A 15,195-nucleotide genomic window follows, 5' to 3' on the forward strand; every position below is an offset into this window, starting at 1 on the left:
CAAAATAAGGTACAGTTTTCATAAGGCTTCCATCGCTAACGAGTTTGGTTTTTAGTATGGCTATTATCGTGCCAATGCCGAAACACTTATGTACAATAAAACAATGCAGAACTTTTGAGAATTAAAATAATAAGCTAAATGGCTGAATGTAAAAAAGATGAACATAAAATGTAAGTTATAACAGGTATTTTTAAGTGTGGCCAGAAATTGATTTAATCAAGTTAATAAAAGCATTTATAGGCAAAGAGTGTTGGCTTAACCGGCACCGCTAAAGTAGCCCGAGCGAAACAGGGATACATAACTATAAACAACCAAAAAATAAATCATGAAAAAAACAAACCTGCTCAGCAAGGCTGAACTAAAAAAAATTAAAGGTGGCGGTGGTACTGACTGCGCTGCTTTTCAGGCTAGATGCGGAATTACGGATCACACAGATTTAGTTGTAGTTGATGATGTATGCTGCACTACGTTGGCAGATGCTGAGCATATCTGCAGAAGCCGTGGCTATCAAGGTACTTATGCCTGTATCATCCCTATTATTGAAGACTAGACTTGAATTACCGAATATTAACTAATCCTAAATTAAATTCATTCAACTAAAAACTAAACATGAAAAAAACAAATTTACTCAGCAAAGCTGAACTGAAAAAAGTAATGGGTGGCGGCTTGCCTCCTGAAACTCCGGGAGGTGATCCGAGTTATTGTGCCGCCAGAGGAAAAGGTTATGTAATTTGCATTTCTGAAGGAGGCTCGGGTTCAGGAAGCTCTTATTTTTACGCATGTTGTTCGTCTATGGAAGACGCAGGACATTTTTGCCCATCAGGTTCGGCATATGGTTGCCAATTGCCTTATAATGAATCTTAACTGATGAGCTGAAGATGAAAAAAATGAATTTGCTCCTTAAGGCTGGTCTTTATGGCAGTATATATGCCTTATAGCGCATTGAGTTGTTTCATCTTAATCTTGAAAGTCTCAGTCTTCTGAGGCTTTCAAATATTAATAAATGGCTTAAGTGAGAAAATCATATCTGATTTTCATTTTTAAATTAAGATATTTAGATAAAGGACTAACCAAATAAAAAACTATAACCTATGCTATTTTCTTCTGGCCGCAAAGTCAATGCGGTGGCCGTTACGGCCCTGCTACTTAAAAAATTAAATGTAAAATTCAGCAATATAGGTCTGCAGCAGATCTTGGAAGATCATCCTGAATATCCAAGCCTTTTGGCCATCAGCGATTGTTTAACCGAATGGCAGGTACCTAACCAAGCCTATAAGATTGCCAAAGAAGATTATGCGGTAGAGGAACTGGAATTTCCGTTTATTGCACATTCGGCAGCGAACAATGGATATTTTATGTTGATCCATTCCATCAAAAATGGTGAGGTAAATTACAGTAGTGAAAAGCATAAAAACGCGGTTATGCCAGAGGCTGATTTTCTTAAGCAATGGAGTGGTGTTGTGTTGCATGCAGAAGCTAGCGAGAAGAGCAGAGAACCTAATTATAAGGAAAACAGCTTGAAGGAAAATTTTAACGACATTAAAATTCCTGCATTGTTACTTGTGGCACTTGGCGCAGTTTTGCTTACCCTTAATTTTCAATCGATAACCTTAGGTTTTGGCTTGCTCCTGTTTTTTAAATTGGCAGGCCTTGCTGTTGGTGTATTGCTCTTGATGCATAGCATTGATGCCAATAACCCATTGATCCAAAACCTATGCAGTTTAGGTGATAAAAATAATTGTAACGCCATATTAAGATCCGATGCAGCTAAGCTCACTCCTTGGCTGAGCTGGAGCGAAGTAGGGTTCTTCTATTTTGCAGGTTCTTTTCTTGCTTTATTGGCTAGTCCGGCAAGCTTTTCTATCATAGCATGGCTCAACGTACTTTCGTTGCCTTATACCATTTATTCTATTGCCTATCAATACAAAAACAAAAACTGGTGCGTATTGTGCTGCAGCATACAGGCATTGTTGTGGCTCGAGTTTTTAACTATTTTTTTCCTTAACTCTTCCCCATACACCCTATACCTTACGCCTCAAACCATTTTGGTGGTAGCGGTTTGCTTTTTGTTGCCGGTACTAGCTTGGGCATTCGTAAAGCCATTTCTGGCTCAGTCGGCCCAATTCAATCCACTAAAACAACAATTAAAAAAATTCAAATATAATAGCGAGTTGTTTGAGCAGGTATTGAAGAACCAGCCTCGCTATGCCGTTCCTAACGAATTGATGCCGGTGATACTGGGAAATCCAGAAGCCGAAATCGTAATCACCATGGTAAGCAACCCATTTTGCGGTCCATGTGCCAAAGCCCATCAAACTATTGATGAATGGTTGAGCTATCGCGATGACCTGCAGCTTAAGATTATTTTTACTACGGCAAATCACGATGATGATGCAAGAACCAAAGTTTCAAGACACGTAAGCGCTTTAACTACATTAAATGATCCTAAATTGGTAGAAAGAGCTTTGAACGATTGGTACGCGCAAAACCCTAAAAAATATGAAACCTGGGCCGAGAAATTTCCAATCAGCTTTAACGGCGAAATGGATAAAGTTACCGAAAAGCAAAAAGCCTGGTGCGATATGGCCGAAATTGCTTTTACGCCAACTATTTTGATCAACGGTTACAAGTTGCCGGAACCTTATCGTTTAGAAGATATAAAGTATTTATTGACCTAAGAGAATATCATCCTGTTTGAAGGATATTTCCCAAGAACCTTAAAAAGGATATAAAGCTTTGTACAAAAAGGTCAGTCGGTTGCAACGACATAATCCGCCAGTTTAACTGATGGATACATGGATTTGGCATTCTGTCTTATTTATTTTTATTTGACATTTATAGATTAGAAAATATTAAATTGTGGCTTAATAAGCATTTATCACTTGAAAAAATTCCCTTTCTACAAGCAACCTGACCAAATGGACTGTGGCCCTACCTGCCTGCGCATGGTGGCCAAACATTATGGCAAAAATTTTAGTCTGCAACGGTTAAGGGATATCAGTGGAATCAACAGAGAAGGCGTTTCATTATTGGGAATTAGCGAAGCCGCCGAAAAAATTGGGTTCAGAACTATGGGAAGCAGGCTTGCCGTAGAACAGTTGGCAGAAGCAGAACTTCCTGTAATTCTCCATTGGAACCAAAACCACTTTGTTGTACTTTATAAAATCAAAAGGGGCAAATATTACATCGCAGATCCGGGCAAAGGCCTCATCGAATATACCCAAGTCGAATTTTTACAACGCTGGCTAAGCACACAGAATAATGGCCATAGCCAGGGTATCGCCTTGATGCTATCGCCAAGCCCGACTTTTTACGAACAGGAGGGCGATAAAAACGAAGGACTGAACTTCTCTTTCCTGTTGCGCTACCTTTATCGCTACAAGCAATTGGTCGCCCAGCTTTTTGTAGGCCTCGGTGTAGGAAGTTTGCTGCAACTCATCGTGCCGTTCCTTACCCAATCGGTAGTGGATATTGGGATCAATACACGAAACCTTAACTTCATCTACATTATCCTTATCGCGCAAACCATGTTATTTTTGGGGCGGATGAGTGTAGATTTTATTCGTTCGTGGATCTTGCTGCACATCAGTACAAGGATCAATATCTCCATCCTGACTGATTTCCTCATCAAATTGATGAAGCTGCCGATGAGCTTTTTCGATACCAAAATGACGGGAGATATCATGCAAAGGATGAACGACCAGAAAAGGATTGAGAGCTTCCTGACAGGTTCTACGCTAAATACGATCTTTTCTATGTTTAACCTGGTCGTGTTTACCGGGGTTCTGGCCTATTACAACATTAATATCTTCATTATTTTCTTAGTCAGCAGTATTCTCTACTCGGCATGGGTAATTGCTTTTTTAAAGCGGAGAAGAGAGCTTGATTTTAAGCGTTTCGATATTTCTTCCAAAAACCAGAGCAGCATCGTCCAGCTTATTGGAGGCATGCAGGAAATCAAGCTCAACAATTGCGAACAGCAGAAGCGTTGGGAGTGGGAGCGTTTGCAGGCAGGCCTGTTCAAGTTCAGCATCAAAAGCCTTTCGTTGGGTCAAATCCAGCAGGCAGGCGCATTTTTTATCAATGAAGGCAAAAACATCCTGATTACTTTTTTGGTGGCTAAATCTGTAATAGACGGACAGCTTACCTTGGGGGGGATGATGGCTATTCAATATATTGTTGGACAGGTGAACAGTCCGATAGAACAATTGCTTGGCTTTATCCAGCAATTGCAGGATGCCAAAATCAGTTTGGAGCGTCTAAATGAAATCCACCAAATGGAGGATGAAGAACCTGTAGACAAAAGTTTCCTCAAAGAGTTGCCGTTAGATCAGAGCATCGGCATTAACAACTTGACTTTTACTTACCCAGGAGCCGGAAACGATCCAGTCCTCAAAGGAATAGATTTGGCCATCCCCCATGGCAAAACGACTGCAATAGTGGGGATGAGCGGGAGCGGAAAGACAACTATCCTTAAATTGTTGCTGCGCTTTTATGTGCCTCAAAAAGGAGATATCAAAGTAGGGGCAACCCATTTAGACCAGATCGGATATGGCTATTGGAGGAGACAGTGCGGTACAGTAATGCAGGATGGATTCATCTTTTCTGATAGCATTGCCAAAAATATTGCCGTCGCCGATGAATATCCAGATATGGACAAACTAAAGCATGCCATCAAAATTGCCAACATTGGCGACCTGATCGAAAGCCTGCCATTAGGCTTGAATACGAAGATAGGTGCAGAAGGCAATGGCATTAGCCAAGGCCAGAAGCAAAGAATCTTAATTGCAAGGGCAGTGTATAAAGATCCGGCCTATATCTTTTTTGATGAGGCGACCAATGCGCTCGATGCCAATAACGAGAGCGTAATTATGCAAAACCTGGAAGACTTTTTTAAAGGTCGAACAGTGGTGGTGGTTGCTCATCGTTTAAGCACCGTTAAAAATGCAGACAACATTGTAGTGCTCGATAAAGGTGTAATCATTGAACAGGGTACGCATGCCGAACTGACCAAGAAAAAAGGCGAATATTATAACTTGGTTAAAAACCAACTAGAACTAGGAAATTAAAAGGGTATGCCATTACAGGAAGAAAGCATTTATCAGCATAGCGAAGAAGTTAATGAAATCATTACTGCAGTTCCCTCATGGATATTGAGACGAGGAATTACACTGGTGCTATTGATTTTATTGGGTATTATTCTGCTCTCGGCATTTATTCGTTATCCAGATATCGTCAAAACTTCCCTAAAGGTAAATTCGTTGAATGCGCCTAAAGAGGTAATCGCGCATCAGCCAGGCAAATTGGTTAAGATTTTGGTAAAAGATAACGAATTGGTGAACGATAAGGATCCTTTAGCCTTTATAGAAAGTACAGCCAGCCATTATGATGTAATTACACTTGCCGATAAACTAAAAGCGCTCAGTAAAAAACTGAATGAAGGCAAGGTGATTATTCCAGATGATTTAACCACCAAGGGCCTTAATTTGGGTGAACTTCAGGGCAATTACCAATCTTTTTACCAAGAATACCTACAATTTATCAGTACCCAAAATGGAGGTTTTTATTTAACGCAACGGGTTTATCTACAAAAGGATTTAGAAGAAATACGCAAGCTGCAGCAACAGATCCTAAAGCAAAAGCAAATTCAGGAGAAAGAATATGCCAATGCCGAAGAAGAATACGAAAACTACAAGAAACTGAAAAGCAAAAACGTAATTTCTAATAGTGAATTTAAGCAGCAGGAAAACAAATACCTGTCTAGCAAATATCCCCTAGAACAAACGGCAACGGCGCTGATCAACAACAACAGCAGCTATTTGGCCAAGCAAAAAGAGTTGGCTACTCTAGAAAATACCATTAAAGAGCAACAGGCCAAGTTTGTGCAGGCGCTCAACAGCATGATCAATGAAACGGATAGTTGGCTGTTAAAATATGTGGTTTCTGCTACCATGTCGGGCAGGATTGGTTACGTAGGCATTTTACAGGAAAACCAAAACGTAGCCGCCAGTCAGGAGCTGTTTATCATTAACCCGGGTAATACCAATTTTTTTGGCGAGGTACAAATCCCGCAGTATAACATGGGCAAGGTAAGCGTTGGACAGCGGGCATTGGTTAAACTGAAGAGTTATCCCTTTGAGGAATACGGCGCGATCAACGGCAAAGTGAGTTACATTACAGACGTAGCCTTAAAAGACAGCGTATTTATTGCCAAAATAGATTTTCAAAAATTCGAGCAGAAAGACCCCGAGCATCCCATCGTACTTAAACAGGGAATGATGGCAGATGCCGAGATCATTACCCGAGAAAGCTCCCTTTTACAGCGTTTCCTAAGAAACATGACTAAGATGTTTAATAGCCAAGGCTAAATCATTCTTTTGTTTGCACCCTCGCCACAAAAAACTTCAATACTCATTTTAACCGTTAGCGAGGACGCCAACAGGAGATTTTTGTCTACCTCAATTAAATTTATTAACTTATAATTAATTAACCAGCATGTAGTTATCAAATAAATGCCATGGTAAGTAGCCCTACGTGGAAAGGCTATAAGGTTTTAATCGTTTAATCAATTCCAAAACATGAAAAAATCGAATTTACGAAGCAAAGCTGAACTAAAAAAAATTAAAGGTGGTAACCCCGCCTGGAGTGCAACTTGTACAGATCCGATTTCGGGTTCTTCGGTTTGTTACGACAGAATCGGCACCTGTATCCAGTTTTGCTGGGCCGGTTGGTCATGCTCGGTAAATACCGGCGTGGTGGGCTGTAACTAGAGCCGAATGGCTATCCAACAAAATGACTTAGCATTTTTCCAATCTCGATTGGAATATACATATCTTACAAATCAGGTGTTCAACACATCAAACGCCTGATTTTTATTTGACGACAAGAACGTTTAATAACTTAAAAGCTTCTCAACTATTTCTCCAAGCCGTTTCTTAGCCAAGAAATCTTCTTCCAATACCTTGCTCATCGGAATAGCCGTATCCAAACTTGCACAGCGCATAACCGGCGCATCCAAGTGCTCAAAGCAATGTTCTCCGATCCAAGCAGCCAGTTCGGCACCGAAGCCATTGGTTAAGGTGTCTTCATGAAGAATAATAACCCTGCCGGTAGCTTTTACAGCATTGGCCACGGCTTCTTGGTCCCAAGGTTGCAAGCTCACTAAATCAACTAAGGTGGCTGAAATTTCGGGATGTTTTTCTAAATAGTCCAGTGCCCAATGTACGCCCAAACCATAAGTAATAATGCTGACCTGGTTGCCATGTTTTAAGGTATTTGCCTTGCCGATTTCCGTGGTGTAATACCCTTCGGGAACCAATCCGCTTAAGCTGCGGTACAAATATTTATGTTCGAAATAAATTACTGGATTAGGATCGGCAATAGCGCTGATCAATAAGCCTTTTGCAGCTGCCGGAAAAGCCGGATACACCACTTTCAAACCTGGAGTTTTGGTAAACCAGGCCTCATTGCTCTGCGAGTGGAATGGTCCGGCGCCTGTACCCGCACCCGTAGGCATGCGCACTACTACATCGGCTTTTTCGCCCCAACGGTAATGGGTTTTGGCCAAGTTGTTTACAATCTGGTTAAAGCCACAGCTCACAAAATCGGCGAACTGCATTTCTACCACTGCCTTATAGCCATTAATAGAAAGACCCAAACCAGCCCCTACAATGGCCGATTCGCAAATTGGAGTATTTCGTACCCTTTCTTTGCCAAAAGCTGCCACAAAACCATCGGTAATCTTAAAGGCACCGCCATATTCGGCAATATCCTGTCCCATTATGACTAGGTTAGGGTGCTTTTGCATGCCTTCCCTTAAGCCATCGCTAATGGCATCCAAATAGCGCTTTTCGCTTTGTGCGCTATTTGGTACTGTCGTTTCTGCTGTATAAGGCACATACATATCAACAGTTTCAGCCACTTCATTGGCTGTAGGTTCTTCTTCATTAAATGCAGCTTCAACCTCGGCCTCAATGCTTGCCTTAAATCCGCTTTTGATAGAGGCTATAAGTTCTTCGTTCAAAACCTCTTGCGCAACAAGGTAGTTTTCGAAATTTTTAACAGGATCTTTTACAGCCCACTCGTCAAACAATTGTTGAGGTACGTATTTAGTGCCCGATGCCTCTTCATGCCCACGCATCCTAAACGTAAGACATTCGATCAGCACCGGCCTCGGATTCGACCTGATGTCTTTCGCTACGCGATCTATTGTATCATAAACTTCTAGCAGGTTGTTGCCGTCTAGCTGGATGCCTTCTATGCCATAGCCAATCGCCCGATCAACCAAATGCTTACAGTTAAATTGTTCGTTGATAGGGGTGGAGAGGCCGTAGCCATTATTCTCGATCAAAAAGATAACTGGTAAATTCCATACCGAAGCAACGTTAATGGCTTCATGGAAATCGCCTTCGCTGGTTGCACCCTCACCGGTAAATACCAAGGTTGCCTTTTGTTGCTTGGCAATTACATCAGCCAATGCTATTCCATCGGCTAAGGCCATTTGAGGCCCCAGGTGCGAAATCATGCCAATGATCTTATAATCTTGTGTGCCGAAGTGAAAAGAGCGATCCCGGCCTTTGGTAAAGCCCGAAATCTTGCCTTGCCATTGCGCCATCAGTTTTTTTAATGGAATATTCCGACTGGTAAAAACGCCCAAATTACGATGCATCGGCAAAATGTATTCGTCGCTTTGCATAGCCAAAGTACTGCCTACCGCAATGGCTTCTTGGCCAATACCCGAAAACCACTTGCCTATCCGGCCCTGTCTGAGCAGGATCAGCATTTTTTCTTCAACCATTCGGGGATAAAGTATGGCCTTGTAAAAAGCCAATAACTGTTCATTGTCTTTATCTTTTCTGTCGAACTGCATATCTAGTATTAAGTATCAAGTATAGCGTATCAAGTATCAAGATTTGTGAAAACAAATCTATGGTTCAGGTACTTAAGACTCTGGATTTTTCTGTTTTTCTTCCCACTGCTTAGCAAAAGATTTACTTGCGATTTCTGGCATCGAACGATATTTTCCCCAGCTTTTTTTGAAGAACCTTTTCAAAAAGAAGTTTTTGGTTTTTCCGCTCACCATATCCATCAGCGAGCGCTTCTGCATGCCCTTCTTCCAAATCTTCCAGCCAATTTCTTCTGTTTTGCTATTCTCGTGAGTGCTGGCTGCATCTCGTCTGTTTAACAAAAGCATTTTATGGATATCTATCTTAACCGGACAAACCTCAGAACATTTGCCACAAAGACTGGAAGCATAACTAAGGTGTTTAAATTCGCCCATGCCTTTAAAGTGCGGGGTGATGATAGAACCAATCGGACCGCTGTAAGTGGTATCGTAAGTGTGGCCACCAATATTTTTATAAACCGGACAGGCATTTAAACAAGCCCCGCAACGAATGCAATAAAGCGCCTGTCGCTGTTCTTTTTGGGCCAATAAATTGGTACGGCCATTATCTAGCAACACTACATACATTTCTTCTGGACCATCGGTTTCGTTAGGCTGGCGCGGACCACTTAAAATAGTGTTATAAACCGTTAGGTTCTGCCCAGTGCCATGGCTGGCCAATAGAGGCCAAAATAAGTCTAAATCGGCAATAGAAGGAATTAATTTCTCGATGCCTACAATGGCAATATGGATTTTTGGAAAAGTGGTGGATAAGCGTGCATTTCCTTCATTTTCGGTTAGTGCGATGCTTCCTGTATCGGCAATCAAGAAATTGCCCCCAGAAATTCCGATATCGGCAGTCAGGTATTTTTCACGTAACAGTTCCCTTGCTTTTTGAGTGAGTTGCTGCGGCGTGGCGTCTATTGGTGTGCCAAATTTTTCATGAAACAGCTCGGCAATCTGCTCCTTGCTCAGGTGCATGGCCGGTGTTACAATGTGATAAGGCGCTTGGCCCAACAGCTGTACAATATATTCACCTAAGTCGCTTTCTAAGGATTCGATCTGGTGTTCTTCGAGAAATTCGTTGAGATGGATTTCTTCTGTCGTCATCGATTTTGATTTGATGACTGTTTTTCCACCTGCTTTCTGAATGATGTTGAGGATTTCATTTTGTGCTTCGGCAGCATCATTGGCCCAAATTACCTTGCCGCCACGCTTTTGGAAATTGGATTCGAACTCTGGCAAAAGCTTGTCCAGGTTTTCCATCACGCGCCACTTGATGACATGTGCTTTTTTCTTCGAATTTTCTAAATTTTCGAACTTGGAGAGGCCACGTTCTACGGCTGTATTATATCTCCCAATGTTAAAATTAATCGTTTTACGGTGCGCTACATCAAATGCCTTTTCATCAGCTTTTACCAAAAAATCTTCTGCCGTTTTACTCATGCTCAAATATACTAATGTAAAAGGGATAACGGAAAATATCCCGATCGCGATACGAAGTTTTCAAGATATTGTAAAGAGCAGAAGTACGAAAGCTGTTTAATGGCAAAACAAAGACAGTATTGCCTTGATCTTACAAAGCAAAAAAAATCCCGATAGCTTTCACTACCGGGATTTTTAAATTTTATAATGCCTTATTTGGTTTTAGGCGTACCGTCTGCATTTTTATCTACTACTGGTCTGTTGGCTCTGTTAGCTAACTCCCAAGCGGTGTAAAAAGTAAGGTGCGCACGTTTGGCCAATAAGTCGAAGTTGATTTTGCTTACTTCATCACCTGGTTTGTGGTAATCTTGCTCTAGCATACCATCATAATAGAAAATTACAGGAATGCCTAATTTGGCGAAGTTGTAGTGATCTGAACGATAGTAGATTTGTTGAGGGTCTTTAGGGTCATCAAATTTATAATCTATCTTCATTTTGGTATAGGTATCGTTCATTTGTTCGGCGATTTTGCCCAATTCGGTACTCAATTTAAACGAACCAACAGAATATACATAGTTTGCGCTGTCTGGTTTGCCCAAATAAGGTTCGCCTACGCGGCCAATCATATCTGTATTTAAATCGGCAATGGTATTTTCTACAGGGAAAACCGGATGCTCAGAATACCACTCAGAACCCAAAAGGCCTTTTTCTTCACCTACAACAGTCATGAACAAAATACTTCTTTTCGGACCTTTACCTGCCTTTTTAGCTTTAGTGAAAGCCTCAGCCATTAACAATACACCTGTAGTACCCGAACCATCGTCGTCGGCACCATTGTTTACTTTGTCTTTTGCATTTGGATCTGCTACTAAGCCAATGTGATCGTAGTGGCCAGTGATCACCAAAACTTCATGTTTCAATTTAGGATCAGAACCTTCTAAATAACCCAATACGTTTTCAGCTCTTACATCGGTTTCTTTGCTTTGCGCAGCAAATTGAACTGGAATATTGATTACAGTAGTTGCTGGTTTAACTGTTTCTGTGATTTTTTTTCTGATATCGTCAAGGTTAGTGCTTGCTGCAGCCAAAATCTGGTTGGCAACGGCGGTGCCGATGGTTACAGTTGGCAAGGCAGCGGCAGTAGCCATACCTTTAATCCTATCTTCAGTTTTTAAATATGGATTGCCGTTTTGCAATACATTTCTCATTTGAGGCGAAAGATTATCTACGTTTTGGTTGATGACCATTACGCCCGCCGCTTTATGCTCTAATAAATATTTAAGTTTTACCTGCAAGCTTCCGGCACCTGCAGGTGCTCTTCTGCCTTGTGGAGCAGGAGTGCCTGTTGATGTTGGATCGCCAGTTGCAAAGATCATTACGATTTTGCCAGCCACATCTTGACCTTCGTATTCGTTAAAGCTTTCTTTGCTGATACCATAACCAGCAAAAATTACAGAGGTTCCTTTGATATCGTAACCTGTAGCGCTTACTGAGTTTGGTGTGATGTAGTAATCTTTAAGGCTTTCTTTGGTTTGTCCGTTTACTGTTAGCACAGATTTAGACAAGCTGATAGAGGCATAGCCTAGTTTTTGGAAATAAGGATCGCTGCCATCTTTAACAGGCCCTTTTAGACCAAAGCTTTGGAATTGTTTTTTAATGTACTCGGCAGCCATCCAAGCGCCTTTTTTACCAGTTTCTCTTCCTTCATACTCATCTGAAGCCAAGATAGACAAGTGGCTTCTTCCACGTTCAGGCGAAATGGTTTGCCCGAACTTGATAGCGTCTGGGTTTTGCTGCGCTACCGCACTCAAACTAAGCATTACTGCAAAGCCGGTGTATAGAAATTGTTTTTTCATCAAATTTTGGTTAAGTCTAATCGGCCGATAGTCAGTCGACCCACAGTTTTTTATAAATTAATTGTTAGCAAGCTATTTTACCTACCCTTTTTTCATGTCTGCCACCTTCAAAAGGGGTCTCCAAAAAAGTAGTCGTCATTTCTTTAGCCAAATCAATAGATACAAACCTTGCCGGAATGCAGATGATATTGGCATTGTTGTGCTGACGGGCCAAGGCAGCGATTTCTTTTTCCCAACAAATGGCGGCCCTGATCTGTTGGTGTTTGTTGGCCGTAATGGCTACTCCATTTGCACTGCCGCAAACCAGAATTCCGAAATCAAAATCTTTGCTTTCTACTGCAGCAGCCACTGGATGCGCAAAATCCGGATAGTCAACCGAATCGGTAGCATAAGTGCCAAAGTCTTTCACTTCATAGTCTGACAGGTAGTTCTTTAGCATTTCTTTATACTCGAACCCGGCGTGATCTGCGCCAATTGCAATCTTTATTTTTTGGTCTGTAGCCATTCTCAAATTTATATAGAATTACGCAGCTCATGCGTAAATTTTTTGTTGCGACATAAATGCTTCTTTTAATGAGGAAGCAGGTACTAATTTAACAGATTATTGCCTTGTTTAAAAATTACGATGAAGCCTGCTACAGATTGCACAGGCAATTTTGTTCAATCGTTAACGAAATAAGCATGATAGCTGTTAATCTGTAGCCAACGTATTTGCGTAGCGGATTAGTTTTTATAAAATTCTTTCTGTGCTTTTAGTTTTTTCTTTTCGATGTTGGCCGAAATCATAATGCTCAATTCATAAAGCAGGAATAATGGCAGGGCTACAATCATCATCGTATACGGATCGGCAGTAGGGGTTACCACAGCGGCAACTACCAAAATCAACACGGCAGCATATCTTCTGCTCTTTCTCATAAACTTAGGAGTCATCACACCTAGTTTTGAAAGAATATAGATGATCACAGGTAACTGGAAGATAATCCCTGTACCTAAGGTTAAAGTAAGTACCGTTGAGAGGTATGAATCAATCGTAAAGGTATTTTGTATGCTTGGGTCAACCGTAAAATTGATCAAGAAGTTGATTGAGAGTGGGCAGATGATGTAATATCCAAAAAACACACCCAAAAAGAACAAAACAGAAGCAAAAAAAACAAAGCCACTGGCCGATTTCCTTTCGGCTTCTAATAAGGCTGGTTTGATGAACAGCCAGATTTCGAACAGTAGGTATGGAATGCCCATGATAATGCCTGCGGTAATGCAGGAATTCATTTGCAAAGTAAACTGGCCCGACATTTCGGTGTTTATGATTTTTGCATCGATCTTTTGGATACAAAATTCCTTGCCTATAACAGAAGGGAACATCTCATATAACTTGCACATCATACGATAGGTCCAAAAGCTAGGGTCTTTTGGCGCCATAATGATGCTATGCCAAATAAAATCAGTAAAGTAGAATGCAAAAATGGTAAATATAGTTACCGCCAATAATGCCCTTAGCAGATGCTTTCTAAGTACGTCGAGGTGATCGAAAAAAGACATTTCTGCCTCTAGGGTTTTTCCTTTGTTTTTGATCGAATCGATCAGGTCCTTTGCTTTATTGTCGCTCATTGAAAAATGTTGTAAACAAAAATACCATTCTGTTTGATATAGAATGGTATTTACGATTTAAATCTATCAAAAGATTGAATTATTCTGAAAATTCAAATGTCTCCATGAACTTGGTGGTAAAGTTGCCCGCTCTAAAGTTAGGGTCTTTCATCAGTTTCAGGTGGAAAGGAATAGTTGTTTTAACACCTTCGATTACGAATTCGCTCAAGGCACGTTCCATGGTGCAGATCGCTTCTTCGCGTGTTTGCGCCACGCAAATCAGTTTGGCAATCATCGAATCGTAATTAGAAGGAATTTGATAGCCTGCATATACGTGGGTATCTACGCGGACACCATGGCCACCTGGCGAGTGGAAATTGGTAATCCTGCCTGGTGATGGCCTAAAGTTATTGAAAGGATCTTCGGCGTTGATACGACACTCGATGGCATGCATATCTGGGGTATAGTTTTTGCCAGAAATTGGAATACCAGCAGCTACTTTAATCTGTTCTTTGATCAGGTCGAAGTTGATTACTTCTTCCGTTACCGGATGCTCTACCTGGATACGGGTATTCATCTCCATAAAATAGAAGTTGCGGTGCTTGTCGACCAAAAACTCTACCGTGCCCGCACCTTCGTAGTTAACCGCTAGCGCGCCTTTGATAGCCGCTTCACCCATTTTCTGGCGCAGTTCTGGTGTCATGAATGGAGAAGGCGCTTCTTCTACTAATTTTTGGTGACGGCGCTGAATAGAACAATCTCTTTCAGACAAGTGGCAGGCTTTGCCGTATTGATCACCGATAACTTGGATCTCAATGTGACGTGGATCTTCGATATATTTCTCTAAATAAAGGCCATCGTTGCCAAAGGCTGCACCCGATTCCTGACGGGCACTATCCCACGCACCTTCAAACTCTTCATCTTTCCAAACAATGCGCATTCCTCGGCCACCACCACCGGCAGTAGCTTTTAGAATGACCGGATAGCCCATTTCATTGGCAATTTTGATTCCGTCTTTAATGTTTTCCAATAAGCCTTCAGAGCCTGGAATAGTAGGAACACCGGCAATCTTCATGGTTTCTTTGGCCGATGATTTATCGCCCATGCCATTGATCTGCTCTGGTGTAGCCCCAATAAACTTAATTCCGTAATCACGGCAAACCGACGAAAATTTTGCATTCTCAGACAAGAAGCCATAACCAGGATGGATGGCATCTGCATTGGTCAGTTCGGCAGCAGAAATAATATTGGGAATACTTAGGTAAGAGTCTTTACTAGGGGGTGGACCTATACAAACAGCCTCATCGGCAAAACGTACGTGTAGGCTTTCCCTATCAGCTGTAGAGTAAACCGCAACGGTTTTTATGCCCATTTCTTTACAGGTACGAATAATACGCAAAGCGATTTCGCCCCTGTTGGCAATCAATATTTTTTTAAACATAA

The 15,195-nt window shown here is 41.4% G+C and carries 12 protein-coding genes; 6 read left to right on the forward strand and 6 right to left on the reverse strand.

Annotated elements, in window-relative coordinates; all coding sequences use genetic code 11:
* Positions 1-325 precede the first annotated feature (325 nt).
* The 6 genes from AC570H_RS20325 (at position 326) to AC570H_RS20350 (ending at position 6,770) form a co-directional block, all read left to right on the forward strand.
* Positions 326-550 carry a hypothetical protein gene (locus tag AC570H_RS20325; RefSeq protein ID WP_497358332.1) on the forward strand — a complete coding sequence of 75 codons (225 nt, stop codon included), beginning with the start codon at positions 326-328 and terminating at the stop codon, positions 548-550.
* Positions 551-609: 59 nt separating this feature from the next.
* Entirely contained in the window at positions 610-864 is a 255-nt protein-coding gene (locus AC570H_RS20330) for a hypothetical protein (RefSeq protein ID WP_497358334.1), read from the forward strand.
* 227 nt (positions 865-1,091) lie between these two features.
* Positions 1,092-2,678: a cysteine peptidase family C39 domain-containing protein gene (locus AC570H_RS20335; protein ID WP_497358336.1), complete on the forward strand. Its 1,587-nt coding sequence runs from the start codon at positions 1,092-1,094 to the stop codon at positions 2,676-2,678.
* A 204-nt stretch (positions 2,679-2,882) separates the two neighbouring features.
* Positions 2,883-5,069: a peptidase domain-containing ABC transporter gene (locus tag AC570H_RS20340; protein WP_497358338.1), complete on the forward strand. Its 2,187-nt coding sequence runs from the start codon at positions 2,883-2,885 to the stop codon at positions 5,067-5,069.
* Positions 5,070-5,075: 6 nt separating this feature from the next.
* Positions 5,076-6,368: an HlyD family secretion protein gene (locus tag AC570H_RS20345; protein WP_497358340.1), complete on the forward strand. Its 1,293-nt coding sequence runs from the start codon at positions 5,076-5,078 to the stop codon at positions 6,366-6,368.
* A gap of 210 nt (positions 6,369-6,578) precedes the next feature.
* Complete coding sequence (locus AC570H_RS20350) at positions 6,579-6,770, forward strand: hypothetical protein (RefSeq protein WP_497358342.1); 192 nt, start codon at positions 6,579-6,581, stop codon at positions 6,768-6,770.
* A gap of 122 nt (positions 6,771-6,892) precedes the next feature.
* Here AC570H_RS20350 and AC570H_RS20355 read toward each other — a convergent pair whose 3' ends face one another.
* The 6 genes from AC570H_RS20355 to accC form a co-directional block, all read right to left on the reverse strand.
* Positions 6,893-8,869: an alpha-ketoacid dehydrogenase subunit alpha/beta gene (locus AC570H_RS20355; RefSeq protein ID WP_497358344.1), complete on the reverse strand. Its 1,977-nt coding sequence runs from the start codon at positions 8,867-8,869 to the stop codon at positions 6,893-6,895.
* Between the two features lie 72 nt (positions 8,870-8,941).
* Positions 8,942-10,330, reverse strand: coding sequence for a LutB/LldF family L-lactate oxidation iron-sulfur protein (locus AC570H_RS20360; protein WP_497358346.1), 1,389 nt, complete (start codon positions 10,328-10,330; stop codon positions 8,942-8,944).
* Positions 10,331-10,521: 191 nt separating this feature from the next.
* Positions 10,522-12,165, reverse strand: coding sequence for a M28 family peptidase (locus AC570H_RS20365; protein ID WP_497358348.1), 1,644 nt, complete (start codon positions 12,163-12,165; stop codon positions 10,522-10,524).
* Between the two features lie 64 nt (positions 12,166-12,229).
* A complete protein-coding gene (gene rpiB / locus AC570H_RS20370) occupies positions 12,230-12,670 on the reverse strand; it encodes a ribose 5-phosphate isomerase B (RefSeq protein WP_497358350.1) in 441 nt (146 codons plus the stop codon).
* A gap of 218 nt (positions 12,671-12,888) precedes the next feature.
* Positions 12,889-13,773: a twin-arginine translocase subunit TatC gene (tatC, locus tag AC570H_RS20375; protein ID WP_497358352.1), complete on the reverse strand. Its 885-nt coding sequence runs from the start codon at positions 13,771-13,773 to the stop codon at positions 12,889-12,891.
* A 79-nt stretch (positions 13,774-13,852) separates the two neighbouring features.
* A complete protein-coding gene (gene accC, locus AC570H_RS20380) occupies positions 13,853-15,193 on the reverse strand; it encodes an acetyl-CoA carboxylase biotin carboxylase subunit (RefSeq protein ID WP_497358354.1) in 1,341 nt (446 codons plus the stop codon).
* Positions 15,194-15,195 lie beyond the last annotated feature (2 nt).

Source organism: Pedobacter sp. B4419, assembly GCF_059693725.1.